Origin of the sequence: Kitasatospora sp. NPDC056184 (assembly GCF_042268405.1) — a bacterium.
GTDB lineage: Bacteria > Actinomycetota > Actinomycetes > Streptomycetales > Streptomycetaceae > Kitasatospora.
Map to the genome: position 1 here is coordinate 50945 of NZ_JBHJUI010000021.1, position 26484 is coordinate 77428.

Here is a 26484-nt window from a genome sequence, read left to right on the forward strand (position 1 = left end):
CCGCCCTGGCCCCCGCTCCCCCGCTTGTACCCCCCCGGGGCCCCCCCCGCGGGGGGCCGGGGGGGGGCGGCCCCCCCCCCCCGGGGGGCCGGGCCCCCCCCCGCCCCCGCCCCCCCGGCCGGCTCCGTAACGTCCCCCGTTACGGGAGCCTGAGCCACTACTTCACCCCGGCCGCACTCTGCAGCACCGACGGGGTGACCGCGCCCGCGAAGATCCGGCCGTCATCGGTGACCAGCACGTTCAGCACCTTGGTGCTGATCAGGGAACCGCCGGCGACCGGCTTGCCCAGCGCCTTGGCCAGCGCCAGCGGGTTCTGCGCCGTGCCCTCGCCGGCACCCGGGCCGCGCCCGCCCGGACCGTGCCCGCCCTTGCCGCGCGGACCCTTGCCCTCGGCCGGGACGAACACGTCGCCGGACGGCAGCTCGGCGGAGAGCACGGCCGTCCAGCCCTCGCCGATCACGTTCAGGCCGTCGGCGGCCGCCTTCGCCTCCTCCGGCGCCACCTCGCCGCGCGGCGTCCCGGAGGCCTTCTGCTCCGTCACCTTGGCGCCCTTGGGCAGGGTGAACTCGAAGGTCTTCGCGTCCGGCCGGGCGAACGAGACCTGGGTGAAGTGGACGTCCAGCACCGTGCCGCCGTCCGTGCCCCTGACCACGACCGACAGCGGCACGCCGTTGTCGGCGGCCACCGCGATCCGCACCTCGCCGATCGTCGAGCCGGGCTGGGTGGGCTTCACGCTCAGCCGGTAGGCCTTCTGCCCGGCCACCGTCGCGGTGCCGTCCACGGTGACGGCGGTGGTGCCCGCGCCCGCCGCCAGGAACTGCCGGGCCGCCTCCTGCGGGGTGCTCGGCACACCGGTCAGCGGTGCCTTGCCCGGGTGGCCGTCGGCCGCCGCGTCCGGCCGGGCCCCGGTCAGGTGCACGGCCTCGTTGGTGCTGCTGTCCCAGGCCCAGGCCTGGTCGCCGTTGCGGATCAGCTCGTACCCGGACAGCTGCTCCAGCAGGCCGATCCGCTGCCGGTCCGGCCCGTCCACCGCGACCCGCAGGGTGTGCTCGCCGCCGAGCAGGCCGGTGAGCTTCGCGGTGGGCGCGGCGCCCGAGGGCCCGTCCCCGCCGCGCCCCGCGCCGCCGCCCGCGAACCCGCCGGCCGCGGCGCCCAGCAGCTGGCTCGGCACACCGAGGTCGGTCGAGACCGACACCGTCCCGGAGAGCGTCTGCGCCTCCGAACCGAGCACCTTCGCCACCACCTGCTCCGCCGTCAGCGCGGGCAGCTCCGGCGGCGAGGAGTCCGCCAGCGCCGGCACCAGCCCCACCCCGGCGGCGATCGCGGCCGTGATCGCCAGCGGCACGGCCACCCGCACCAGGGTGCGCCGGCGCGACCGGTAGGGGGCCCCGCCGTCCTGGAAATCGTCCGCCGGGCCGCCGCCCCCGGTCGCCCTGTCGTCCGTCATCAGTCCAACCCCTCCGTCGGTCAACGACTGTCCCTGGGTATCCATTAGACGGTCCCGGGGCGCCCCCGTCATCGCCCTGCAGGGTGGGATCCGGGTCGACCTCGCGTCGCAGCCGACCCTGATGCCTCCTCAGGGTCGGCTCCTCCGAACGCACGAGGAACGTACGTGAACTGGCGTAGGGTCGCGGCATGGACGCAACCAACTCCCCGACCGCCAACGCGATGCGGCGTGCCCTGCGCCGGGCCCGGGACGGTGTCGCGCTGGACGCGACCGAGGCGGCGGTACTGCTGCGGGCCAGAGGCGAGGACCTGCGCGACCTCTGCGCGAGCGCCGCCCGGGTCCGTGACGCCGGTCTCGAAGCGGCCGGCCGGCCCGGCGTCATCACCTACTCCAAGAGCGTGTTCATCCCGCTCACCCGGCTCTGCCGGGACAAGTGCCACTACTGCACCTTCGTGACCGTCCCCGGCAAGCTGCGCCGCGAGGGCCGGGGGATGTTCATGTCCCCGGACGAGGTGCTGGAGGTCGCCCGCCGGGGCGCGGAGCTCGGCTGCAAGGAAGCGCTCATCACGCTCGGGGACAAGCCCGAGGACCGCTGGCCGGAGGCCCGCGAGTGGCTGGACGCGCACGGCTACGACGACACGATCGCGTACGTCCGCGCCATGTCGATCCGGATCCTGGAGGAGACCGGGCTGCTCCCGCACCTCAACCCCGGGGTGCTGAGCTGGACGGACTTCCAGCGGCTCAAGCCGGTCTCCGCCTCGATGGGCATGATGCTGGAGACCACCGCCACCCGGCTGTGGAGCGAGCCCGGCGGCCCGCACCACGGCTCGCCCGACAAGGAGCCGGCCGTCCGGCTGCGGGTGCTGGAGGACGCCGGCCGCAGCTCGGTGCCGTTCACCAGCGGCCTGCTGATCGGCATCGGCGAGACCTGCGAGGAGCGCGCCGAGTCGCTCTTCGCGCTGCGCCGGGTCTCCCGGGCCTACCACGGCGTCCAGGAGCTGATCCTGCAGAACTTCCGCGCCAAGCCGGACACCGCGATGCGCGGCATGCCGGACGCGGAGCTGGACGAGCTGGTCGCCACCGTCGCGGTGGCCCGGCACATCATGGGCCCGTCCGCCTGCCTCCAGGCGCCGCCGAACCTGGTGGACGGCGAGTACGAGCGGCTGATCGCGGCCGGCATCGACGACTGGGGCGGCGTGTCCCCGCTGACCCCCGACCACGTCAACCCCGAGCGCCCCTGGCCGCAGATCGAGAAGCTGGCCGAGCACTCGGCCGCGGCCGGCTTCGAGCTGCGCGAGCGGCTCGCCGTCTACCCCGAGTACGTCCGCCACGGCGAGCCCTGGCTGGACCCGCGGGTGCTGCCGCACGTCCGGGCGCTGGCCGACCCGCAGACCGGTCTGGCCCGGCCCGACGCGGTGGTCACCGGGCACCCCTGGCAGGAGCCGGAGGACCTGCCGGACTCGTACGGCCGCACCGACCTGCACAGCACCATCGACACCGAGGGCCGGACCGGCGACCGGCGGGCCGACTTCGAGGACGTCTACGGCGACTGGGAGGTGCTGCGCGAGCAGGCGGCCTCGGCCGTCCCCGGCCCGGCCGGCTCGCCGGAGCGGCTGGACGCCGAGGTCCGGGCCGCGCTCGCGGTGGCCGCCGACGACCCGGTCCGGCTGACCGACGCGCAGGCGCTGGCGCTGTTCCAGGCGGACGGCCCGGCGCTGGACGCGCTCTGCGGGATCGCCGACGCGGTGCGCCGGGACGCGGTCGGCGACGAGGTCACCTACTGCGTCACCCGGAACATCAACTTCACCAACGTCTGCTACACCGGCTGCCGCTTCTGCGCCTTCGCCCAGCGCCGCACCGACGCGGACGCCTACAGCCTCTCGCTGGAGCAGGTCGCCGACCGGGCCGCGCAGGCCTGGGAGGTCGGCGCCACCGAGGTCTGCATGCAGGGCGGCATCCACCCGGACCTGCCCGGCACCGCCTACTTCGACATCGCGCGCGCGGTGAAGGAGCGGGTGCCCGGCATCCACGTGCACGCCTTCTCGCCGATGGAGGTGGTCAACGGCGCCACCCGGACCGGGCTGTCGATCCGGGACTGGCTGCAGCGCGCCCGGGAGTCCGGCCTGGACAGCATCCCGGGCACCGCCGCCGAGATCCTCGACGACGAGGTCCGCTGGGTGCTCACCAAGGGCAAGCTGCCGGCCGCGACCTGGGTGGAGGTCGTCACCACCGCGCACGAGCTGGGCATCCGCTCCTCGTCCACGATGATGTACGGGCACGTGGACACCCCGAAGCACTGGGTGGGCCACCTGCGGCTGCTCGCGGAGATCCAGCAGCGCACCGGCGGCTTCACCGAGTTCGTGACGCTGCCGTTCATCCACACCAACGCCCCGGTCTACCTGGCCGGGATCGCTCGGCCCGGCCCGACCGCGCGGGACAACCGGGCGGTGGTCGCGATGGCCCGGCTGCTGCTCCACCCGCACATCCGCAACATCCAGACCAGCTGGGTGAAGCTGGGCGCCGAGGGCGCCGCCGAGATGCTCCGCTCGGGCGCCAACGACCTGGGCGGCACGCTGATGGAGGAGACCATCTCCCGGATGGCCGGGTCGGCGTACGGGAGCTACAAGTCGGTCCGGGACCTGCGGGCGATCGCCGAGGCGGCCGGGCGTCCGCACCGGCAGCGCACCACCACCTACGGCGAGGTGCCGGCCGAGCGGCTGGCCGCCGCGCTGGCCTCGGACGGCCACCTTCCGGAGCTGCTGCCGATCGTCGACTGAACCGTCGCCGCGCGCCGGGGCGGATCCGGTGGAGCGGGAACCCTGCCGTCCCGTTCGGGCATTCGAATACAGTGCGAGGGCGCGCGACCCGCCGTGCGTCGCGCGACCCCGCCCGAACCCGGACGAAAGGCGCCCGTCGTGATGCCACTGTGGTCACGCGCCCAGCAGCAGGACTTCCGCAGCCGGGTGCGGGGGTGCCTGCTGGGCGGGGCGGTCGGGGACGCCCTCGGCGCGGGCATCGAGTTCGAGTCGCTGGAGAAGATCCGCGCCGCGCACGGCCCGCTCGGCGTCACCGGGTACGTCCCGGCGTACGGACGGCTGGGTGCCGTCACCGACGACACCCAGATGGTGCTGTTCACCCTCGACGGGCTGATCCGGGCGCACATCCGCCGGGACACCGGCAGCTGGCACCCGCCCACCGACGTCCACCGCGCCTATCTGCGCTGGGCCGCCACCCAGCGGGACTGGGGCCCGGACGAGCGGCGGGCCGACCTCGGCTGGCTGGGCCGCGAGGAGTGGCTCTACGCGCAGCGCGCGCCGGGCCAGGCCTGCCTCTCCGGGCTCTCCGGCCCGGACGCCGAGCGGCTGGGCACCCTGGAGGTGCCGAAGAACCCGCACTCGAAGGGCTGCGGCACGGTGATGCGGGCGGCGCCGTTCGGGCTGCTGACCACCTGGGAGCCGGGCCTGGTGTTCCAGCTCGCGGTGGAGTGCTCGGTACTGACCCACGGCCACCCCACCGGCTACCTCTCGGCCGGCGCGCTGGCGGTGATCGTCCAGACCGCGGCCCGCGGCGGCACCCTGGAGGAGGGCGTGCACCTGGCGCTGGCGCTGCTCTCGGAGCGGCCGGCGCACGAGGAGACCACGGCGGCGCTGCGGGCGGCGCTGGACGCGGTGCGGGCGGGCGAGCCGTCGGCCGAGCGGGTCGAGGCGCTGGGGGAGGGCTGGGTCGCCGAGGAGGCGCTGGCGATCGGGGTGTACTGCGCGCTGGTGGCGCACGACATCAGGTCCGGGCTGCTGCTGGCGGTGAACCACTCCGGGGACAGCGACTCCACCGGCGCGATCTGCGGCAACCTGCTCGGGGTGCTGCACGGTGACACCGCGCTGCCGCCCGGGCTGGTGGCGGGTCTGGAGGGGCGCGGGGCGCTGCTGGAGCTGGCGGACGACTTCGTCCTGGAGCTGATGCACGGGCCCGAGCTGCACAGCGCCGACACCCCGGAGGGCGCGGCCTGGGCGGCCCGCTACCCGGTGCTCGGCTGAGGCGCCGCCCGCCGAGCCCCGTGGGCGAAGCATTTTTGACGAGGTCATGACGCTGGACGCGAAGATGCCCGTAGCGGTGTCCGCCGCCCCGGGAGGGCGGTGGACACCGCTACGGGCACCTGGCCGAGAAGCGGTACGAGGCGGATCAGAACCCGCCGAACACCCCCGCGCCCGCGTCGGCGGCGAACGTGTTCCAGGCCTCGGCGGAGAAGCGCAGTTGCGGACCCTGCGGGTCCTTGGAGTCGCGGACCGCCACCAGGTCGGCGGCCGGTACGCGGATCTCCACACAGGCGCCGTTGCCGCCGCTGTGACTGCTCTTGCGCCAGCTCGTCCGGTTCTCGAAGGTGGTGCTCATCGGTGGTATCCCTCTTCAATGTCGGCTATCAGTGTCCGGGTCTCGGCCACCCCGAGCGCGGCCGCCCGCAGGTGGTCGTAGAGACTGGTATAGCGGCGCACGTCGGCCTCCTTCTCGAGGTAGAGATCGCTCGTCACCCCTTCGAAGTAGACAACTGTGGAATCGGCTGACTCGGGGAACTCCAGCAGGGAGAATGTCCCGGTCATACCGGGGTGGGCGCCGTGCGAGAACGGGATGACCTGGATGGTGATGTTGGGGCGCTGGCTCAGCTCCAGCATGTGCTTCAGCTGGTGGGCCATCACCTCCTTGCTGCCGACCTCCCGGCGGAGCACCGCCTCGTCTATCACCGTCCACAGGCTGCCCAGCTGGTTCTCGCCGTTGACCCGGTCCTGGCGCTTCATCCGGACCTGGACGCGGCGCTGGACGGAGAGCGCGTCGGTGTCCGGCTGGGTGCCCTCGACCACGGCCTGCGCGTACTGCTCGGTCTGCAGCAGGCCGGGCACGAAGGAGGACTCGTACGCGCGGATCGAGGAGGCCTCGGCCTCCAGGCCGATGTACACGCTGTAGGGCGTGGGCATGTCGTTGAAGTCGTGCCACCAGCCGCGCTGCCGGGACTCCCGGGCCATCTCCATCAGGCTGGCGCGCATCGCCTCGTCGGCGACCTCGTAGACGTCGCAGAGGTCGCGGACGTCCCGCTGGCTGATGCTGCGGCGGCCGTTCTCCAGCCGGCTGATCTTCGACTGGGAGACCATCAGCCGGCCGGCCACCTCCTCGGCGGTCATCCCGGCCTGGTCCCGGAGCTTGCGCAGTTCCGCGCCGAGGCGCCGGCGGCGCACCGTGGGATTGATGTTCGCGGACACGTCGGCCTCCGGTCGGACCTCTGGTGATCGTTGGAACGGAAGTCCTCGGAACACGGTGGAAATCTGGATCAACCCCCTGATGGTGAGCAGCATGTCACCCCGGATCAGGTCGGCGCCGGGAAATGACCGGAGCGCAGTAGAACAGATCATCGGAAAAGCGCTTCGGCGAGACAGCGGGCACCCCCGAGTGGTAGAGGCGCCGGGCTCCGGTCCGGTGGTGGTGCGGCGGCGTGACGGATGTGGTGCGGGTGCGGCCCCGGGGCCGCGCAGGTGCTGGTGGCACGTGCGGGGGCGGTGTGCGGCCGGGGGTCCGGGCGGGGCCGGACCGGTCGGGGGGGACGGCGGAGGGGCGGTCGCCCGGCGACATCCGTCGCGGGCGACCGCCCCTGCTCACTGCCGGGTGGTGCCGGTTGCTCGTCGCCACCGTAGGGCGCGAGCGGTGTGGTGCGCGCTGCTGTGCGCGCCGGTACGCGCCCGGCGTGCGGGGTGGTCCGGCGCCGGTCTCGGCGCGGGGCCGGTCCGTCCCGCGGTCCGGTCGGCCGCGTGGCCCGGTCGGCCCTGCGGACGCGGAGGCGTCAGCGGACTCCGACGCGGGACGCCGCGACCCGTCCGCCGCTGCCGCGTCCGGCCGCCGTGCGCTGGCCGGCCCGGCCGCCCGAGCCCGCCGGGGCCGCTCCGGCCTGGGCGGAACGGTTCTGCTGGCCCGGAAGACCGTTCTGCACGTCCATCACGGCGTGCGCGACCATCCCGCCCAGTGGGTCGTACCGGATCAGATCGCGCAGCCGGGAGCGCGAGGAACGGCCCTCGTTGCCCGGGTAGAGGTGCTTGCCCAGCCCGACCGAGTGCGCCAGCGCGGCGAGCGCCGCCGTCCGCGGGTCCGGCGGCACGCCGGTGCGGATCGCGGTGTCCAGCCGCTGCTTGATCGCGGCGTTGGTGCAGTCGTCCGACGCCTGGTAGCGGATCGTCGGCAGCACCCCGCACACCTGGCCGGGCACGGCGGTGACCATGCCGCACCGCTCCAGGTGCGCCAGGTAGGTCTGCCGCAGCCCCAGCCGGGGCCCGCCGATCCAGTGCGCCGCGCGGACCGGGCTGCCCCGTCGGCGCAACAGCTCCAGCGCGTGGTCGAGCGTCGGGTCGCCGGTCGGCCGTGGCAGCACCACGGCGATCCGGTCGCCCTCCGGAACGATCCGTCCGGCCAGGGACAGCTCGACGAGCTGCGCCCCGGCGAGTCCGAGGTCGAGGGTCTGCGGCTGCGCCGTGGTGCCCGTGGCCGGGTCCAAAGCGAGCAGCAAGAGTTCCTCGGGAACAGTTCTGCGGCTCTTGCCCATCCAAGCCTCCCCGCGTGGATGGGAAACAGCGTGACGCCTCTCACACGGGCTTGTCGAGTACGCCTCCGAATCGTGACCTTGCGAGCGGGCCGGGGAACCGGCCGTGGCGGGCCCGGCGTCTGACCGTTGAACAGGTCGCGGTGCGACCGCGCCACGGCAATAACCGCCGGTCGGGCGGGGTGTGGGCGGCCCGATTCGGTCGCCGGTGGCGGAGACTGTACAGGTACACGGGGCGGGGTGCCGGCTTCCCGAAATACGGGCTTGCCGGCGCCCCGCCGGGCGTTGAGGAGGCTGGGTTACGTGGGCGAGTCCCCCGACAGGGTGCTGCGGGACGGCGAGCGGGCGCGGGAGCGGGACGGCGAACGGGCCGGTACCGACGCGGCGGCCGAGGAGGCGGCGGCGCCGGTGGCGGACCCGGTGGCGGACCCGGCGGCGGGGACGTCCGGGCAGTCCCGGGTGCCCGGTGACGCAGACCCCGAGGACCCTGCCGACCCCGTCGACGCTTCCGCCGAGGGACCCTCCGCCGACGCGGTCCCGGCCCCGGACGTCGAGCCCGAACCCGAACCCGACGCCTCTGCCGATGCCGATGCCGGTGCCGGTGCCGCTGAGGCGGCGGGGGCGGCCCGGCCCGGGTCCACCGTGCAGCTGCGGGTCCGGGATGCGGACAACCGGACGACCGCGCTGCGGCTGCCGACCGATCAGGCGACCACCGCCCTGCGCCTGCCCGCCGACGACGCGACGACCGCCCTGCGCCTGCCCGAAGAGCTGCGCGATCCCGCCGACGCCGCGGCGGCCGGCACCGCCGGGGCGGAGGACGCGGCCGCGCCGGGCGAGCCGGACCGCATCGACCCCCGTCTCGCCATGCGGACGGACCCGCCGGCCGGCCCGGCGGCCGATCGGAAGGACGGCCCGGCCGACGCCGAAGCCCCCGACGAGGCGGCCGAACCACCGGCGCGGGCCGAGAAGTTCGAGAAGCGGGAGGAGGCCGAACGGACCCGCGTCCTGCGCGTCCCCGCCGCCGCCGGGGCCACCGCCGCCGGGGCCACCGCGGCCGTTCCCGACGCGGACACCGTCCCGGAGCCGCCCGCCCCGCACCCGCTGCCCGAACCGGCCCCCGTCCCGGAGCCGACCCCCGAGCCGCACCCGGAGCCGCGGCCGCTGCCCGAACCGGAGCCGGTCCCCGGCCCGGAGCCGCTGCCCGCGCCGGTGCCGGCCCCGAAGCCCGGGCCCGCCCCGGCGCCGCGGCCGCTGCCCGTTCCCGACCCGGCGCCGGTGCCCGCGCCCGAGCCGCTCCCGGAATCCACCTCCGAGGCGATGGAGGTGCTGGCCGCGCTCAACGGCCGGCCGGTCTCGCCGCTGCGCCGCGCGCTCAAGCGGATCACCGTCTGGACGCTCTTCCTCGCCGTCGTGCTCGGCGCCGCGGTCACCGCCCAGCTGCTGCGCCCGCTGCCGGACACCAAGGTGGCGATGACCGCCGCCGGCGGCTTCACCTTCCCCGGCGACCAGCTCGACCTGGCCTGGCCGGCCAAGGGGCAGTCGGCCGCCGAGGTGGTCGGCATCGGCAGCCTGGGCAGCTCCGGCCCGGAGACGCCGGCCTCGATCGCCAGCGTCACCAAGGTCATGAACGCCTACCTCGTCCTGCAGGCGCACCCGCTGAAGAAGGGCGAGGCCGGTCCGAAGATCACCGTCGACAAGCAGGCCGCCCAGGAGTCCGGCAACGTCGACGAGTCCCGGGTCACCCTGACCGAGGGCCAGCAGCTCAGCCAGTACCAGGCGCTGGAGCTGCTGATGCTGCCCTCCGCCAACAACGTCGCCCGGCTGCTGGCCCGCTGGGACTCCGGCTCGGAGGAGGCGTTCGTCAAGAAGATGAACGACACCGCCGCCAAGCTCGGCATGGCCAACACCACCTACACCGACCCGGCGGGCTTCAACCCGGAGACCAAGAGCACCGCCAAGGACCAGCTGAAGCTGGCCGGCCAGGCGATGCAGGACGAGATCTTCCGGCAGATCGTGTCCACCCCGGACACCACCTTCAACAACCAGAAGATCGCCAACACCAACACCCTGATCTCCCCGAAGAACGGCATCATCGGCGTCAAGACCGGCTCCAGCACCCCGGCCGGCGGCTGCCTGATGTGGGCCGCCTACAAGGAGGTCGCCGGTGCGCGGCGGCTGATCCTCGGTGTCACCCTGGGCCAGCCGGCGACCACCGCGGAGCCGAGCATCCTCAAGGTGGTGCAGAACGTCAGCGCCAAGCAGATCCTGGCCGCGCAGAACGGGCTCACCGGGCAGACCCTCGCCAAGCAGGGCGACGTGGTCGGCCGGGTCGAGGACGGCCTCGGCGGCTCCGTCCCGGTGGTCGCCGCCCAGGACCTCACGGTGGCCGGCTTCCCCGGCGTCACCGGCACCCTGGTGATGGACCCGCTGAAGGTCGGCCACCAGGTGGCGGCCGGCACCAAGGTCGGCGTGCTGCGCGCGGGCGAGGGCGACAACCGGGTGGAGGTGCCGGTGGTGCTCGGCTCCGAGCTGGCCCCGCCGTCCATCGTCTCCCGGCTGACCCGCGCCCTGTGAGGCGCGCCGGCTGAAGCGCTCCGGGCGGCCCGCGGTCAGAACCGCGGGCCGCCCCACTGCCCCGGCGCGGTGGGCGAGCCCAGCAGCCGGGCGACCGCCTGCTCCTCGGACACCACCCGGCCCAGCGCGATCGCCAGGGTCAGCCCGGTGAACACCACGATCAGCCAGGACAGCCCGGTGAACACCACGCCGAAGGGGCCGAACTGGCCGATGCTGCGGCTCATCGCGCTGGGCAGGTAGACCCGCGAGGCCACCCCGATCCCCGCCACCGCCACGCCGCAGAGCAGCGCGCCGGGCAGGAGGGGCAGCCAGCGCACCCGGGCGCCCAGCAGCAGGTGCTGGGTCCACCACCACATCGCCGTTCCGAGCAGGAAGGTCAGTGGCAGGCCCAGCCAGGCGCCCAGGCCGAAACCGTCCTTGACCGGGGTCTGGAACGCCAGGACGAGCAGCCAGACCGCCAGCCAGACCAGCCACCGCCAGGCCGCCACCCTGGTCCCCGCCTTGGGCAGCTCCCAGCAGCGCTCGCAGACCCGCTGCATCGCCCGGCTCAGCGCCGTCGCCGACAGCAGGGTCACCACGGCGCCGATCACGCCGAACCCGGTCTCCTGCTCGTGCCCGGTCCCGAGCATCTGCTGCACCGACTGCGAGGCCTGGCCCTCCAGGCCCAGCTCCTTGCGGAGCGAGTGCGTCACGCCCTCGCGGATCGCCGCGGGGGTGAAGACCGCCACCACGAACAGCGCGGGCAGCGCGCTCAGGAACGCCTGCGCGGCCAGCCGGGTCGCCGAGTCCAGCAGGTTGACCCGGAACAGCTGGCGCAGCGCCCGGCCGACCAGCGGGACCTGTTCGGGCAGTCCGCGGGCGGACCCGGCCAGGGCCGCCGACCGGTGCCGCCACCGCGCGGTCCGCCGGTCGCCCCGGTCACCCCGGCCGTCCGCGCCGTCCGTGTCGTCCGTGTCCTCCTGGCCGTCCCGGTCGGCCGGCTGCCCGTTCGGCTGCTCGCTCACCCGCCGTCCTCCCGACCATGGTCGCCGTGCTCCATGGTCGCCCGGCCCCGGTCCCGGCGCACCCGGGCCGGTCGGCGCTCAGCGCCCGGCGCGGGTCCCGTCCAGCAGCGAGAGCGTCATCCCGCCCAGCGGCGTCACCTGCTGCGGCACCCCGAACCGGGCCTGCAGCACGGCCGCCTGGTCGGCGGGCAGCGCGGCCAGCGGGTCGGGGGTGTTGCCCAGCACGACCAGCCAGACCCGGTTCCCCCGGCCGGTGCACTCGGCGGGCTGCGGGCAGGGCACCGGGAAGAGGTCCTCGGCCTGGACCGCCCCGGTCGCCTCGAACAGCGGGTACGGCCGGACGTCGTCCGGCAGGTAGTAGGAGACACCCGGGCCGACCATCGACCAGGCCTGGTCGCCGAGCGGCACGGCCAGACCGTCCCCCGGGCGGTATCCGGCCGCGATCAGCCGGGCGACGTCCCGGTACGGCTCCTTGGACTGCGCGTGCGCGTTCGCGTAGCGGACCACGGACTGCTTCGGCATGGCCGCCGCCCCGGTCACCGCCACCATGCCGGCCGCGAGCAGCAGGCCCACGGCCCGCACCCGCGGCGAGGTCCGGCCGCGCCGGGCCACGGTGGTCACCGCGGCGTAGCCCGCCCCGATCCCGCAGCCGGCCAGCGCGGCCCAGGCGGGCAGGGTGAAGAGCAGGTACCGGTCGAGGAAGTACGAGGTCGGGCCGAACGAGGCGGCCCAGACCGCCAGCACCGGCAGCACCGCGAGCGCCAGCAGCCGCAGCGCCGGACCGCGCCGCCCGGGCAGCAGCAGGGCCAGCAGCGCCAGCACCAGGAAGACGTGGAACACCCGGGCCGAGCCGAACAGCGGCTCGCCGAAGTGCACGAGCTGGTGCACGGTCGGCCGGGCGAGCCAGCCCAGTTGCCGCCCGGACTGCTGCCGGCCCAGCAGCGCCACCGGCAGCACCAGCACCACCACGGCGGCGAGCGTCAGCGCGAGCCGGCCGAGCAGCCGCCGCCGGGCCGGGCCGGTGGTGCGCCACAGGTACGGCGCGACCAGCGCCGCCTGGCCGGCCAGGGCGCTCAGCGAGACCAGGTGCGCCGCGCCCGCCACCGCCATCGCCAGACCGTACGGCGCCCACCAGCGCAGCACCGGCCGCTCCAGCGCGCGCAGCAGGAACCAGGTCGCGGCGGCGACGGCGCAGGTCACCAGCGCGTACGAGCGGGCCTCCTGGGCGTACCGGGAGACCAGCGGCACCATCGCGAACAGCAGTCCCGCGCAGACGCCCGCGACCCGGCCGCCGTACAGCCGCCGGGCGGTCAGCGCGGTGAAGGCGGCCGCGCCCGCCATCGCCAGGACGGAGGGCAGCCGCAGCGCGATCTCCGAGTCGCCGAACAGGGCCGTCCAGGCGTGCAGCAGGACGTAGTAGGCGCCGTTGCTGGCGTCGACGTGCTGCAGCATCCGCAGCAGGTCACCGAGCGGCCGGGTGGCCGAGGTCCAGCTCGCCACCTCGTCCCGCCACAGCGCGGGCGAGGTCAGCCGGTACGCGCCGATCGTCAGCATGACCAGCGCGGGCGCGAGCCACACCGCCGGTCCGGCCGCCTTCCGCACGAGGCGGACGGGGCCCCGGTCCCACCGGTCACCCGACGCCATCTGCCGCCCCCGTTCTCTCCCCCCGCCGGAGGGTCCCCGGCCCGTCCGTCCGAGGGTCCGTCCTCCCAGGCTATCGGCGCCGCTTCCGGTCGGTCCGGTCGCCCCCGTCCCATCTGACCCACCGTCGGCCGGCCCGTCCGCCGGACCCGTCCCGCCCACCCGTGCGCGCCCGATCCGCTAGGCTGTCTGCGGTCGTCCCCGCCTCAGTAGCTCAGGGGATAGAGCACGGCTCTCCTAAAGCCGGTGTCGCAGGTTCGAATCCTGCCTGGGGCACAGCGCCGGTCACGGCGGATGACGTGAACGCGGGCCCCCTCGGTTGCGACCGAGGGGGCCCGCGGCGTTCTCCGGGTGAGGGGGCGTCAGCGCAGGAGGCCGTCGGGGTGGTCGGCGGCGGGGTCCGGGACGGGCTCCGGAGCCGGGTCGGGAGCGGGCTCGCGGGGCGGGCGGGCGGGGGAGGCCAGGACGCGTTGCACCCGGGGGCGGGTGCGCCAGTTCACCCGGCGGAAGTCGCGGGCCAGCGCGCCCGGGCGGGCGAGTTCGACGAGGACGGTGACGCTGCCGAGGACGATGCCGGCGGCGAGCCAGCCGCCCACGACGTCGCTGGGCCAGTGGACGCCCAGGAAGACCCGGGAGGCGCCGATCCCCAGCACGGTCGGCACGGCGATCGCGCAGGCGGCGATCCGGCCGGCCCGTCCGGCCAGGGGCCAGAGCAGGCCGACCACGACGGCGCAGGTGATCGCGGAGGCCATCGCGTGGCCGGAGGGGAGGGCCGGGCCGCCGGCGTGCGAGACGGGGTCGGAGAAGGCCGGGCGCTGGCGGCCTAGGGAGAGCTTCAGCACCCACTGGCCGCCCCAGCCGACCAGGGTCTGGGCCGCGACCCAGCCGCCCAGCGTCCGGGCGCCGATCAGCCAGAGCCAGAGGGCGGCTGCGCCGAGCACGCAGCGCATGGTGATCGTTCCGCCGGTGTCGGAGAACATCTGCACCGAGGCGGTCCACACGGTGTGATCGACCGCGAAGCGGTGCAGGTTGTCGATCAGCTTGTGGTCGAGTCGGGAGAGCGGGCTCCAACCGGTCTGCACCAGGGCCGCCAGGACGGCGAACAGCACGGCGCAGCAGACCGCGAGCGCCGCGTGCCGGAGCAGGTGGCGGTCACGCGGGGTGATGGAGGGCGAGCTGTTGGTCAGGTGCATGGCTGTCACCTTCCCAGCCGCCCGTGCCGATCGTGCGCTGCGGTGATAGCGATTTGGCATCTTTTGTGCGGAGGACCTGCGTGCGCCGGGGTGTGGGCGCGCCCCGCGCGGGAACGCGCCCGGGATCCGCGGGGTTGTGGAGGGGGGAGGGCGTGCGCGGGGGTGCGCCGAGTGACCCCGGAGGGGTTGCGGCGGGTGTCCGGCCGGTCACCCTGCGTCCGAATCGCGGGCGGGATCGGGCAGGATACTGCATCGCCGGAAGAATCTGAGCGACTTGGGAATGTTGTCCGGATTCTGTTCGTTGGATCGTTACGTGTGAGCCCCGCGGGGCCCGCACTTCTTGCCCTTCTCCGGGCAGGCAGCCAGACCGCGGCAACACCAGCAAAGGGAGCAAGCATGGCCACCCGTGCCGTCGTTCGCGACAGGGCCGACCGGACTCGCGCGGCCCGCCCGACCAACCTTGAGGCCGACCGCGACCTGGTCGGCATGTACCTCGACGAGATCGCCAGGACGCCCCTGCTCGATGCCGCCGAGGAGGTCGAGCTCTCGCTGCGGATCGAGGCCGGCGTGTACGCCCGGCACCTGCTGGACGAGGGCGGGCTTCCCGAGGGCGTGCGGCGCGAGGAGCTGGAGGCGATAGCCGAGGACGCCGAGCGCGCCAAGGACGTCTTCATCCGCTCGAACCTGCGCCTCGTGGTCGCCGTCGCCCGGCGCTACCCGCGCAGCGGCCTGCCCCTGCTCGACCTCATCCAGGAGGGCAACGCGGGCCTGGTGCGCGCGGTGGAGAAGTTCGACTACGCCAAGGGCTTCAAGTTCTCCACCTACGCGACGTGGTGGATCCGCCAGGCGATCACCCGGTCGATCGCCGACCAGTCGCGCACTATCCGGCTGCCCGTCCACCTGGTGGAGGAGCTCGGGCGGATCCGCCGGGTGCAGCGGGAGAAGTCGAAGGAGCTGGGGCGGGAGGCCGAGCCCGCCGAGATCGCGGCCGAGCTGGACACCACCGAGGCCCGGATCAAGGACGTGCTGGACTGGGCGCGGGACCCGGTCAGCCTGAACATGTCGGTCGACGACGAGGGCGAGACCCAGTTCGGCGACCTGGTCGAGGACACCGGCGCGACCTCCCCGGAGGACGCCGTGATGGTGATGCTCCGCCGGGAGGAGCTGGACGGCCTGATCGGGCGGCTGGACGACCGGACGGCCTCGATCATCCGGTCCCGCTACGGCATGGAGGACGGCCGCGAGCGCACCCTGACCGAGGTGGGCAAGCAGCACGGGCTGACCCGTGAGCGGATCCGCCAGATCGAGAAGCACGCGCTGGCCGAGCTGAAGAAGATCGCCGACCACGCGGGCTTCGAGGCCGCGTGACGCGGATCGGGGGAGTGTCGGTGGCCGGCGGGCCCGGTGCGGAGCGGTCCGTGCCGGGCCCGCCGTCGTGCCGGGGCCTTCTAGGCTGGTGACAGTGGGCGGGAACGGCGGCGGGGGAAGGTCGAGAGCGGTGGAGGCGAAGGTGTCGGAAGAGAAGGCGGCCGAGGAGAAGGGCGCCGAGCGGGCGACGACGGAGCAGCCGGCGGACAGGTCGCGGAAGGCGGCGAAGGCCCGGCTGGTCTTCGGCGACCCGCTGGAGCGGCAGTCCCGGGACGACACCGACACCGGCTGGGGCGACCGCCCCGGGGCGGGGGAGAGCGCTGGACGGGGGCTCGACTGGTACCTGAGCCAGCGCCCGCCGCACCACGGGGACTGACCGGCCGCTCCCGGCCCGGCCTCAGCCGGCCCGGGTGACCAGGGCGTCGCGGATCTCGGTGAGCAGCAGCACCTCCTTGGCCTCGGCCTCCGCCTGGACCTCGGCCAGTGTCTTGCGCCGGGCGGTGTAGCGGGTCATCGGCAGGATCAGGCAGAAGTAGACGACGGCCGCGGTGATCACGAACTGGAGGGCCGCGCTCAGCACGTTGCCCCAGAGGATGAGGATGCCGGCCGTGACCTCGCCGGTGTCGGACACCTCGCAGGGGCCCTTGAGGCAGGAGCTGTAGGACGCGAGGTCCTTGGCTCCGAAGGCGCCGACGATCGGGTTGATCACGCCCTTGACGAAGGCGTTGACGATGTTGGTGAAGGCCGCGCCGATGACCACGGCGACGGCCAGCTCGACGACGTTTCCGCGCAGCAGGAATTCCTTGAAGCCTTTCATGCCGCGTGAACGACGAAGTCCTCCACCGGTCACGGGTGATTTTCTCCCCCCTCCGACGGGCAACCCGTTCGGCCCACCGGCGGCGGCGCCCCGGGCGCGGGCGGGCCCGCCCAGGCCGGGCCGAGGGTGAGCGCGGCCGCCGCCGCGAACAGCAGCACGGCGGGGACCGGGGCGTGGCGGCGCAGCGCCCGCCGGAGCCGGTAGCGGGGGCCCGCCCGGCCGCCGATCGGCGCGAACGGCGGTACCGGCTGCCGGGGCGGCACGCTGGACGCGGGCAGCGGCGGGATCGGCAGCGGACGGGCGGGGAGGACGGACGAGCCGGTGCGCACGGGCACCTCCAGGGTCGGCTTTCGGGGTTCCGGTGACCGCCACTCTGGGCCGTCCGCGCCCCGGCCGGAAACGGTGATCCCCAGCCTGTGGAAAACCCGGGGCTGTGGACGGAAACCTTCACCCCGAGGAGTGAGCGAACGCCCCCGGAGATGACGGAAGGCCCGTCGTTCCCGCAGGGAAGCGGGAGCGACGGGCCTTCCGGAAACCTGGTGCCGGTGCCCGGCCGGAGGTCAGCCGGCCGCCGGAGCGGGGCTCGCGGCGGGGGTCGACGTGCTCGACGAGGACGAGCCCGACGAGCCCGAGGTCGACGAGCCCGAGGTCGACGAGGAGGACGAGGACGAGCCCCCGCCCACCGAGCTGCTGGAGGAGGAGCGGCTGTCGGTCCGGTAGAAGCCGGAGCCCTTGAAGACCACGCCCACCGCGGAGAAGATCTTGCGGAGCCGTCCCTGGCAGTCGGGGCAGGTGGTCAGCGGCTCGTCGGTGAACTTCTGCACCGCCTCCAGGCCGTTGCCGCACTCGGTGCACTGGTACTGGTACGTGGGCACTTGTCTTCCTCCTGGCACTCTCGCCTGATGAGTGCTAACGATGGTCAATGATGCGGCATTCCGGTGGATCAGTCCAGCGACTCGAATGTGAGATGAGTCGGGCCCCGGTTCCGATCCGGCCGGCGCGCTCAGTGCTCGGCCGCGCCCACCAGCCGGGCCGGAGCGCCGCGCTCCGCGGAGCCGGCGTCCACCGTGCCGCGCGCGCCGCGCGGAACCAGCAGCCCCCGCAGCGTCACCAGCGCGATCAGGCCCAGCCCGGCCCCGGTCACCGGCACCAGGAAGCCGACCGACGGCCCGTGCGCGTCGATCAGCCGCCCGGCCGCCGTCGCGCCGGTCGCCAGACCCAGGCCGATGGCGCCGGTCAGCCAGGTGAAGGCCTCGGTCTTGGCGCCGTCCTCGACCAGCGTCTCGACCAGGGTGTAGCCGCTGATCAGGGTGGGCGCGATGGCCAGGCCGCAGACCAGGCCGGCGATCGAGAGCGAGACCAGGTCGGGCATCGCCCACAGGGTCGAGCAGCCCAGCACCAGCAGGCCGTAGCTGATGACCATCCGCTGCTGGACGGAGCGCCGCCAGGCGATCACGCCGTACAGCACGCCGGCCACCATCGAGCCGCCGGCGAAGACGCCGTACACGGTGCCGGCGGCGCCGTGCTGCCCGACCGAGTCGGCGAAGGCGTTGACCGAGACCTGCATGCCGCCGAAGACGGCGCCCACCCCGAGAAAGGCGCCGGCCAGCAGCCGGACGCCGGGCGAGGCCAGCGCGGAGGCCTGCCGGACGCCGGGCTCGCGCACCACCCGGGCGGGCGCGCTGCGCCGCCGGGCGGCGAAGGCCAGACCGCCGGCCAGGGTCAGCGCGGCCTCGGCGACGAGCGCGGCCGAGGGGCTGACCGAGGTGGCGACGGCGGCGGCCAGGATCGGGCCGATCACGAAGGTGAACTCGTCCGTCACCGACTCGAAGGCGAAGGCGGTGCTCAGCTTGGCGGCGGAGGCCGGGGACGCGCCCTCGGCCGAGAAGGTGGCGATCCAGCGGGCCCGGACCATCGCGCCGATCTGCGGCACGCTCGCCCCGGCGGGGGCGGCGGCGAGGAACAGGCTCCAGGCCGGCGCGTGCCCCAGCGCGAGCGCGATCAGCGCGCCGACCGAGACCGCGTGCACCACGACGGCCGGGACGAGCACCGGGGCCTGGCCGTACCGGTCGGCGAGCCGTCCGGTCTGCGGGCCGATCAGCGCCTGGGCGACGGCGGCCACCGCCGCGACGGTGCTGGCGGTGCCGTACGAGCCGTGGGTGTCCTTGACGAGCAGCAGGATGCCCATGCCGAGCATCGCGTAGGGCAGCCGCGCGACGAACGCGGGTGCCAGGAAGGTCCAGGCGCCGGGCGTGCGCAGCAGCGCCCCGTAGCCGACGCGGGCGGGCGCGGCGGCGCTCGCGGTGGTCTCCGCGGGGGCGGCGGTCCGGGTGCTGCGGGCGTCCTGGACGCTCTCGACCGTTCGGCGGGCCGTCACGGTCGGTCCTTCCTGCTGCCTGGTAGCGCGGCAGGGCATGGGACGGCCCCGACGGCGCCGAGAGTCGTCCTCTCGCGCGTCGACCGGGGTAGATACCGGGCCGGTCCGGCGGTGGGCCGGGCCGGGCCGCGGCCGCCGAGCGGTCGCGCCAACTCTGCTTCAGGCAGATGCTGGGGGTTCGGTGTATCGACCGAAGCGAAATTTACGCGCGTAGATGCGCGCTCACCCCGACCTTACCGGACGGATCCAAACTTGTCCCGTGACGTCGGGGTGAACACCCGGTGCGGCCGCCGGCCGCCATTCGTCAGCCGTCAGTCGCCGGCCCTCAGCCGCCGCGCCCGTTCAGCCAGTCGGCGAGCTTGCCGCCCTTGTCCACGGCCCGCAGCCGTCGCTCGGCCGCCTCGCCGACCTCGTCCGTGGTCACCACCAGCAGCTCGTCCCCGCCGCGCAGCACGGTGGTCTTGTCCGGCACGAAGCTGTTCCCCTCGCGCACCACCAGGGTCACCGCCGCGCCGGCCGGCAGCCGCAGCTCGCCGATCTCCACGCCGGACATCTTCGAATCCGGCGCCAGCGCGACCGACAGCAGGTGCCCGTGCAGCTTCTCCAGCGGCGCGGACTCGATGTCGAGGTCCTGGCCCATCGAGCCCTCGCCGATCCGCAGGGCCTTGGCGACCCAGGGCAGGGTCGGGCCCTGGAGCAGGGTGAAGACCACGACCAGGATGAAGACGATGTTGAAGACGTCCTGCGCCAGCGGTGCGCCGGAGACCAGCGGGATGGTGGCCAGCACGATGGGCACCGCCCCGCGCAGCCCGGCCCAGCTGAGCAGGGCCTGCTCGCGGGCCGGCAGCCGGAACGGCGTGAGGGTCAGCACCACCGAGAGCGGCCGGGCGAGGAAGACCAGCACCGCGCCGATCACCAGGGCGGGCACCACGGCCGAGCCCATCGACTCGGGGGTGCAGAGCAGGCCGAGCAGCACGAACATGCCGATCTGCCCGATCCAGGCCAGGCCGTCGGCGAAGCCGCGCACGGCGGGGCCGTGCGGCAGCTTGGCGTTGCCGAGCACCACCGCGCTGACGTAGACGGCGAGGAAGCCGGAGCCGTGCAGCAGCGCGCCGCCGGCGTAGGCGAGCACGGTGAGCGCCATGACGGCGATCGGGTAGAGGCCGGAGGAGGGCAGCGCGACGTGCTTGACGCCGAACGCGCCCAGCTTGCCGACCAGCAGGCCGATGGCCAGGCCGACCGCCAGCTCGGCGGCGATCGTGGCGAGCAGGACGTACCAGGAGTCGTGCGCGCCGACGGTGGCGAAGGAGACGACCAGGATGACCACGGGCGCGTCGTTGAAGCCGGACTCGGCCTCCAGCAGGCCGGTCAGCCGGCGGGGCAGCGGCACCGTCCGCAGCACCGAGAAGACGGCCGCGGCGTCGGTGGAGGAGACGATCGCGCCGAGCAGCAGGGAGGTCCGCCAGTCCAGGCCGACCAGGTAGTGCGCGCCGGCCGCGGTGACGGCGACGCTGATCCCGACGCCGACGGTGGCCAGCACCGTGGCCGCGGGCATCACGGGTCTGGCCTCGCGCCAGTTGGTCTTGAGGCCGCCCTCGGCCAGGATCACCACCAGCGCCGCGTACCCGAGGACCTGGGTGAGCTCGGCGTTGTTGAACGAGATGCCCAGGCCGTTCTGGCCGAGCGCCACGCCGATGCCGAGGTAGATCAGCAGACTGGGCAGGCCCGATTTCGTGGACACCCGCACGGCGACCACCGCGACCAGCAGGATCACGGAGAACTCGAGGAGCAGCTGGTTCAGGTGGTCGACATTCACGCAGGGGCACCTCGGGCGTGGCAGCGGGCGGCGGACGGGGTACCGACAGGGGCGACGGCGTCACGCACCGATTACTCCCCTTGCGGATCGTTACTCAGTCTAACATTTTGCCATATCTTTAAGTTCGCTTGTCACCGGCGCCTCACCTCGCGGCTCCAGCCCCTCCGATCCCACCGTGAGCGTCCCCCGTGCACGGCCGCCAGCCGGGGCGGCCTAATGTGGTGCCCTGTCACTGCTCCGTGCTCTTGACATGTCCGCCCGCCCCCCAGTGAGGACCGCAAGGACCCAGATGCCCCGCTCCAAGAAGTTCCGGCGCGCCCGTCTGATCGTGATCGTGCTGGTCGTCCTGCTGGTGGCCGGCGCCGGCTACGGCGGCTACCGGGGGGTGGCCGCGGTCCGTGCGTCCTTCCCGGAGGTCGACGGCAGCATCAAGCTGGCGGGCCTGAGCGCGCCGGTCGACGTCAAGCGCGACGCCAACGGCATCCCGCAGCTCTACGCCGACACCTCCGAGGACCTCTTCCGCGCCCAGGGCTACGTCCAGGCCCAGGACCGCTTCTGGGAGATGGACGTCCGGCGGCACATCACCGCGGGCCGGCTCTCCGAGATGTTCGGCGACGGCCAGGTCGACACCGACTCCATGATCCGCACCATGGGCTGGCGCCAGATCGCGCAGAAGGAGTTCGACACCGTCCTGAGCGCCGACACCAAGAAGTACCTCCAGGCGTACGCGGACGGCGTCAACGCCTGGCTCGCCGAGCACCCGGGCGGCTCCTCCGCCTCGCTGGAGTACAGCCTGCTCGGCGTCGTCAACGGCGACTACAAGCCGGAGCAGTGGACCCCGGTCGACTCGGTGGCCTGGCTCAAGGCGATGGCCTGGGACCTCTCCGGGAACCTCCAGGAGGAGATCGACCGCTCGCTCCTCGCCCAGGACTTCAGCCGGGAGAAGATCGACGAGCTGTACCCGGACTACCCGTACGCCCGCAACGGCACAATCGTGAAGACCGGCACCGTCAACGGCACCGCCTACAAGCCGGCCGACGGCTCCGCCCCGGCGGGCGGCACCGGCCCGGCCTCCGGCACCGGGACCGCCCAGGGCGCCGCCGCCACCAAGGCGCTGCTCAAGGACGTCACCGACCGGATCGACGCGCTGCCCGAGATGCTCGGCCGCAACGGCCAGGGCATCGGCTCCAACTCCTGGGTGGTCGCCGGCAGCCACACCACCACCGGCAAGCCGCTGCTGGCCAACGACCCGCACCTCGGCCCCGGCCTGCCCTCGGTCTGGTACCAGATGGGCCTGCACTGCCGGACCGCCTCGCCGGCCTGCCAGTACGACGTCTCCGGCTTCACCTTCGCCGGCATGCCCGGTGTGGTCATCGGCCACAACAAGGACATCGCCTGGGGCCTCACCAACCTCGGCGCCGACGTCACCGACCTCTTCCTGGAGAAGGTGACCGGCCCCGAGACCTACCTGGTGGACGGCAAGGAGGAGAAGTTCGAGCTCCGCAAGGAGACCATCAAGGTCGCCGGCGGCGAGGACCGCACCATCACCGTGCGCACCACGAGGACCGGCGCCCCGCTGATCTCCGACCCGAGCGCCGAGCAGCAGAACGTCGGCAAGTACGCGCCCAACGGCGACTCCGCCCCGGACCGCGGCACCGGCGGCTACGGCGTCGCCCTGCAGTGGACCGCGCTGATCCCGGGCAAGACCATGGACGCGGTCTTCGCGCTCGACCGCGCCAAGGGCTGGGAGGACTTCCAGAAGGCCGCCGCGGACTTCGCCGTCCCGGCCCAGAACCTCATCTACGCCGACGCCAAGAACATCGGCTACCAGGCCCCCGGGTACATCCCGGTGCGCGGCAAGGGCGACGGTCGCTTCCCGGCGCCGGGCTGGGACTCCGCCTACCAGTGGAAGAAGGACCCGGTCCCGTTCAGCGCCCTGCCGTGGAGCCTCAACCCCACCAGCGGCTACATCGTCACCGCCAACCAGGCCGTGGTCGACTCCTCGTACAAGTACGACCTGACCCGCGACTGGGAGTACGGCACCCGGGCCAAGGAGATCACCGACCAGATCGAGGCCCGGCTGAAGAACAACGGCAAGATCTCGCCGGACGACATGCAGGAGATGCAGCTCGACAACACCAGCATCCTGGCCAAGACGCTGGTCCCGATGCTGCTCAAGGTCCAGATCGACGACCCCTACGTGCGCGAGGCCCAGGACCTGCTGAAGGACTGGAACTACCACCAGGACGCCGACTCGGCCGCCGCCGCCTACTACAACGGCGTCTGGCGCCAGCTGCTCACCCTCGCCTTCGGCCAGAAGTTCCCGGCCGACCTGCGGGCCGAGGACAACTGCCTGCTGGTCCGCGAGCAGGCCGACCCGACCAAGCCGGACAGCAAGTCGCGGATCGTCACCGAGTGCGGCACCCGCGACCCGGGCCGGGCGCAGCCGGACGGCGGCGACCGCTGGAACGAGGTGGTCCGGCAGCAGCTGGAGAAGCCCGACAGCAGCTGGTGGACGTACATCGACTCCCAGCACAAGGAACAGAAGGGCCTGGACAACCTGCTGCGCGAGGCGATGACCAACGCCCGCCAGGAGCTCACCTCGCTGCTCACCAAGGACATCACCACCTGGAGCTGGGGCCGGCTGCACAAGCTGGAGCTGCGCGAGCGCACCATCGGCTCGGACGACTCCTCGATCGCCTCGGGCGCCGTCCGCAAGCTGCTCAACCGCGGCCCGTACCGCCTCTCCGGCGGTTCGGCGGCGGTCGACGCGGCGGGCTGGAACGCGGCCGCCGGGTACCAGGTCGACTGGATCCCGTCGATGCGGATGGTGATCGACCTGAACGACCTCGACGCCTCCCGCTGGATCAACGTCGGCGGCGCCTCGGGCCACGCCTTCCACGAGAACTACAACGACCAGACCGACCTCTGGCTCAAGGGCAAGCTGCTGACCTGGGCCTCCTCGCCGGACGCGGTCGAGAAGGCGACCAGGCACAAGCTGACGCTGACCAACGGCTGACGCCGCCCGGCCCCGACGGCCCCGCCCCCGGACACCCGGGCGCGGGGCCGTCGGCGTCCGCCCCGGGCCCTCACCCCAGCCGGTGGGCGCCCGAGGGGGTCAGTGCGAGGTCCACCGGCCGGTCGTGCGGCTCCGCCGGCACCCGCTCCAGCAGCTCGTGCTCGTACAGCAGCACCGCCAGCACCGGCCGCGCCCCGGACCGCTCCAGCCGGGCCAGCACCCGGTCGTACGAGCCCCCGCCGCGCCCCAGCCGCAGGCCCCGGGCGTCCACCGCCAGCCCCGGCAGCAGCACCAGGCCCGCCTCGGTCACCGCCTGCGGCCCGAGCCGGTCGCCGACCGGCTCCAGCAGCCCGCGCCCGGCCGGGGCCAGCGACCGCGGGCCCGCGTACGGGGCCCAGTCCAGGTCGTTGTCCGGCAGCAGCACCGGCAGCAGCACCCGCACCCCGCGCGCCCGCAGCGCGTCCAGCAGCGGACGGGTGCCCGGCTCGGCGCCCACCGAGACGTACGCCGCCACCGTGCCCCCCGCGGCCGCCAGCTCCCCGGCGTGCCCGGCCAGCGCCTCGGCCGCCCGCTCCCGGTCCTCGGCGGACAGCGCCCGCCGCTCGGACAGCAGCCGTGTCCTCAGGGCGCTCTTCTCGTTGTGCATGGGATCGTCCACCGCTCCTCCACCGCTCGACCTCGACCGCTCTGGATCCCCGACGCCCGTGCGAACGGGACGCCCAGAGCCTGACACGCGGAAGGCGCCCCCCCGATGTCCACCCCGCTGCTGGTCCAGGCCCTGGCCGTGCTGAGCGCCCCCGCGCTGGCCGGTGCCGCCGCCCTCGGCTGCCGACTGCGGCTCGGCGCGGCCCGTGCGCAGCGGCGCGAGTCCGCCCTGCGCGAGCGCCTCGCCGGGCTGGAGTCCCGCTGCGCCGAGCTGGAGCGCACCGCCTCCTGCGACCCGGTCACCGGCGTCTGGAACTACCGGCACCTCCAGCTCACCCTGGACCGGGAGATCGACCGGGCCCGCCGGGCCGAGCAGCACGAGCAGCAGGACGGGCCGCGCCCGCTGGCCGTCCTGCTGCTGGAGATCAGCGGGTTCGACGCGGTGGTCGCCGAGCACGGCCGGGCCCGGGCCGGGACGGTGCTGCGCGACCTCGCCCAGCGGCTCGGCATGGAGATCCGCCGCTCCGACACCCTCGGCCGGTACAGCGGGGAGGAGTTCCTGGTGGTGCTGCCGGACACCGGCGCCGAGGGCGCGGCCCAGGTCGCCGACCGGCTGGTCTGGTCGGTCCGCCGCCACCTGCTGCTGGACTGGTCCTCCGGGGACCGGGAGGGCCGGCGCCCGTACGGCAACGGGCTCACCGCCGCGGCCGGCCTGGCCGTGCTGCCCGAGGACGGCGCGCACGCCGCGCTGCTGCTGCGGGCCGCCGACCGGGCCCTCGCGGCGGCCCGCGCGGCCGGCGGCGACTGCTGGCGCCCGGCCGGTTCCGCGGCCGTTCCCGAGGACGGTCCGAGGGCCGCCCCCGCAGGTGTTCCCGCGCGGTCGGCGGGCGGCTCCGCTGCCGACCGTGACCGTTCGGAAAAGCCGGGTAGTCTGTCGCCCTGTGTCGGAGGGGACCCCCTCACCCCGCCCGCCACGTCCCCTATGCCTGCCATCTCGGCCGGGTCCGGCGACGTGCTGCCCAAGCATCGGTCAAGTGCGCCCGGTCAGGCGAAATACGTGCCTTAGTAAGGTAAACGCATGACGACGACGAACTCCCGTACCCCGGTCACCAAGGCAGTGGTCCCCGCGGCCGGTCTGGGTACCCGATTCCTGCCGGCCACCAAGGCGACTCCGAAGGAGATGCTGCCCGTCGTCGACAAGCCGGCGATCCAGTACGTCGTCGAGGAGGCGGCCTCGGCCGGCCTGTCCGACATACTGATGGTCACCGGCCGCAACAAGCGCGCGCTGGAGGACCACTTCGACCGCGCCTACGAGCTGGAGGAGCTGCTCGCCCGCAAGGGCGACCAGGACCGCCTGCGCCGGGTCCGCGAGTCCGTCGACCTCGCCAACATGCACTACGTCCGCCAGGGCGACCCGAAGGGCCTCGGCCACGCCGTCTCGGTCGCCGAGCAGCACGTCGCCGGCCAGCCCTTCGCCGTCCTCCTCGGCGACGACCTGATCGACCCGCGCGACCCGCTGCTGTCCCGCATGATCGAGGTCCAGCAGGAGCTCGGCGGCTCGGTCGTCGCCCTGATGGAGGTCGACCCCTCCCAGATCCACCTGTACGGCTGCGCCGCCGTCAAGCCGAACGGCTTCGGCGAGGACGTCTTCCAGGTGACCGACCTGGTCGAGAAGCCGGACACCGCGGAGGCCCCGTCGAACTACGCCGTCATCGGCCGCTACGTGCTCGACCCGTCGGTCTTCGACGTGCTGCGCGAGACCGAGCCGGGCCGCGGCGGCGAGATCCAGCTCACCGACGCCCTGCGCGAGCTGACCAACCGCCCCGCCGACACCGGCGGCCAGGTCCACGGCGTGCTGTTCAAGGGCCGCCGCTACGACACCGGCGACCGCGCGGACTACCTGCGCGCCATCGTCCGGCTGGCCTCCGAGCGCGAGGACCTCGGCCCGGACTTCCGCGGCTGGCTGCGCGAGTTCGTCGCCTCCGAGCTGCAGGACTGACACACCGACA

At 74.0% G+C, this 26484-nt stretch carries 21 protein-coding genes and 1 tRNA gene; 9 read left to right on the forward strand and 13 right to left on the reverse strand.

The window, feature by feature from the left end; genetic code table 11:
* Positions 1-157 precede the first annotated feature (157 nt).
* Entirely contained in the window at positions 158-1447 is a 1290-nt protein-coding gene (locus ACFC0B_RS31325) for an outer membrane lipoprotein carrier protein LolA (RefSeq protein WP_376093421.1), read from the reverse strand.
* 188 nt (positions 1448-1635) lie between these two features.
* On the opposite strand from ACFC0B_RS31325, the gene ACFC0B_RS31330 reads away from it, so the two are divergent.
* Together ACFC0B_RS31330 and ACFC0B_RS31335 are read left to right on the forward strand one after the other, a co-directional pair.
* Complete coding sequence (locus tag ACFC0B_RS31330) at positions 1636-4224, forward strand: bifunctional FO biosynthesis protein CofGH (RefSeq protein ID WP_376093424.1); 2589 nt, start codon at positions 1636-1638, stop codon at positions 4222-4224.
* Between the two features lie 141 nt (positions 4225-4365).
* Positions 4366-5481 (forward strand): ADP-ribosylglycohydrolase family protein, encoded by a 1116-nt coding sequence (locus tag ACFC0B_RS31335; protein WP_376093427.1) that lies wholly within the window; start codon positions 4366-4368, stop codon positions 5479-5481.
* Between the two features lie 145 nt (positions 5482-5626).
* Here ACFC0B_RS31335 and ACFC0B_RS31340 read toward each other — a convergent pair whose 3' ends face one another.
* The 3 genes from ACFC0B_RS31340 to ACFC0B_RS31350 all read right to left on the reverse strand — a co-directional run bounded on the left by ACFC0B_RS31340 (position 5627) and on the right by ACFC0B_RS31350 (position 8024).
* Positions 5627-5836, reverse strand: a complete 210-nt coding sequence (locus tag ACFC0B_RS31340) for a DUF397 domain-containing protein (protein WP_376093430.1) — start codon at positions 5834-5836, stop codon at positions 5627-5629.
* Positions 5833-6696 (reverse strand): helix-turn-helix domain-containing protein, encoded by an 864-nt coding sequence (locus tag ACFC0B_RS31345; RefSeq protein ID WP_376093433.1) that lies wholly within the window; start codon positions 6694-6696, stop codon positions 5833-5835. The genes ACFC0B_RS31340 and ACFC0B_RS31345 overlap by 4 nt, the downstream gene beginning before the upstream one ends.
* Positions 6697-7271: 575 nt before the next feature.
* Positions 7272-8024, reverse strand: coding sequence for a GPP34 family phosphoprotein (locus ACFC0B_RS31350; protein WP_376093436.1), 753 nt, complete (start codon positions 8022-8024; stop codon positions 7272-7274).
* Between the two features lie 300 nt (positions 8025-8324).
* Between ACFC0B_RS31350 and ACFC0B_RS31355 the strand changes: the two genes are divergently transcribed.
* Positions 8325-10595, forward strand: a complete 2271-nt coding sequence (locus tag ACFC0B_RS31355; protein ID WP_376093439.1) for a D-alanyl-D-alanine carboxypeptidase — start codon at positions 8325-8327, stop codon at positions 10593-10595.
* 35 nt (positions 10596-10630) lie between these two features.
* Here ACFC0B_RS31355 and ACFC0B_RS31360 read toward each other — a convergent pair whose 3' ends face one another.
* Together ACFC0B_RS31360 and ACFC0B_RS31365 are read right to left on the reverse strand one after the other, a co-directional pair.
* A complete protein-coding gene (locus ACFC0B_RS31360; RefSeq protein ID WP_376093442.1) occupies positions 10631-11599 on the reverse strand; it encodes a YhjD/YihY/BrkB family envelope integrity protein in 969 nt (322 codons plus the stop codon).
* Positions 11600-11677: 78 nt separating this feature from the next.
* Positions 11678-13243 carry a glycosyltransferase family 39 protein gene (locus ACFC0B_RS31365; protein ID WP_376093445.1) on the reverse strand — a complete coding sequence of 522 codons (1566 nt, stop codon included), beginning with the start codon at positions 13241-13243 and terminating at the stop codon, positions 11678-11680.
* A 200-nt stretch (positions 13244-13443) separates the two neighbouring features.
* Here ACFC0B_RS31365 and ACFC0B_RS31370 point away from each other — a divergent pair.
* Positions 13444-13516 (forward strand) — tRNA-Arg (locus tag ACFC0B_RS31370).
* An 86-nt stretch (positions 13517-13602) separates the two neighbouring features.
* Here the strand turns inward: ACFC0B_RS31370 and ACFC0B_RS31375 are convergent.
* Positions 13603-14433, reverse strand: a complete 831-nt coding sequence (locus ACFC0B_RS31375; protein ID WP_376093448.1) for a phosphatase PAP2 family protein — start codon at positions 14431-14433, stop codon at positions 13603-13605.
* Between the two features lie 396 nt (positions 14434-14829).
* On the opposite strand from ACFC0B_RS31375, the gene ACFC0B_RS31380 reads away from it, so the two are divergent.
* Entirely contained in the window at positions 14830-15801 is a 972-nt protein-coding gene (locus ACFC0B_RS31380; RefSeq protein ID WP_376093451.1) for a sigma-70 family RNA polymerase sigma factor, read from the forward strand.
* Between the two features lie 142 nt (positions 15802-15943).
* Entirely contained in the window at positions 15944-16177 is a 234-nt protein-coding gene (locus ACFC0B_RS31385) for a hypothetical protein (protein WP_376093454.1), read from the forward strand.
* Between the two features lie 21 nt (positions 16178-16198).
* On the opposite strand, the gene mscL is transcribed toward ACFC0B_RS31385, so the two are convergent.
* From mscL to ACFC0B_RS31410, 5 genes are all read right to left on the reverse strand, one after another.
* Positions 16199-16618 (reverse strand): large conductance mechanosensitive channel protein MscL, encoded by a 420-nt coding sequence (gene mscL / locus ACFC0B_RS31390; RefSeq protein ID WP_376093457.1) that lies wholly within the window; start codon positions 16616-16618, stop codon positions 16199-16201.
* A 29-nt stretch (positions 16619-16647) separates the two neighbouring features.
* Positions 16648-16947 (reverse strand): hypothetical protein, encoded by a 300-nt coding sequence (locus ACFC0B_RS31395; RefSeq protein WP_376093460.1) that lies wholly within the window; start codon positions 16945-16947, stop codon positions 16648-16650.
* Positions 16948-17178: 231 nt separating this feature from the next.
* Positions 17179-17493 (reverse strand): FmdB family zinc ribbon protein, encoded by a 315-nt coding sequence (locus ACFC0B_RS31400; protein WP_376093463.1) that lies wholly within the window; start codon positions 17491-17493, stop codon positions 17179-17181.
* A 128-nt stretch (positions 17494-17621) separates the two neighbouring features.
* Entirely contained in the window at positions 17622-18995 is a 1374-nt protein-coding gene (locus tag ACFC0B_RS31405; RefSeq protein WP_376093466.1) for an MFS transporter, read from the reverse strand.
* A 325-nt stretch (positions 18996-19320) separates the two neighbouring features.
* Positions 19321-20811 (reverse strand): potassium/proton antiporter, encoded by a 1491-nt coding sequence (locus ACFC0B_RS31410; RefSeq protein ID WP_376093469.1) that lies wholly within the window; start codon positions 20809-20811, stop codon positions 19321-19323.
* Between the two features lie 289 nt (positions 20812-21100).
* Between ACFC0B_RS31410 and ACFC0B_RS31415 the strand changes: the two genes are divergently transcribed.
* Positions 21101-23830, forward strand: coding sequence for a penicillin acylase family protein (locus tag ACFC0B_RS31415; protein ID WP_376093472.1), 2730 nt, complete (start codon positions 21101-21103; stop codon positions 23828-23830).
* 70 nt (positions 23831-23900) lie between these two features.
* Here the strand turns inward: ACFC0B_RS31415 and ACFC0B_RS31420 are convergent, their stop codons facing one another.
* Positions 23901-24476, reverse strand: coding sequence for a 5-formyltetrahydrofolate cyclo-ligase (locus ACFC0B_RS31420; protein WP_376093622.1), 576 nt, complete (start codon positions 24474-24476; stop codon positions 23901-23903).
* 105 nt (positions 24477-24581) lie between these two features.
* Here ACFC0B_RS31420 and ACFC0B_RS31425 point away from each other — a divergent pair, with 105 nt between their 5' ends.
* Positions 24582-25541: a GGDEF domain-containing protein gene (locus ACFC0B_RS31425; RefSeq protein WP_376093475.1), complete on the forward strand. Its 960-nt coding sequence runs from the start codon at positions 24582-24584 to the stop codon at positions 25539-25541.
* Between the two features lie 12 nt (positions 25542-25553).
* Positions 25554-26474, forward strand: a complete 921-nt coding sequence (gene galU / locus ACFC0B_RS31430) for a UTP--glucose-1-phosphate uridylyltransferase GalU (protein WP_376093478.1) — start codon at positions 25554-25556, stop codon at positions 26472-26474.
* Positions 26475-26484: the final 10 nt, after the last annotated feature.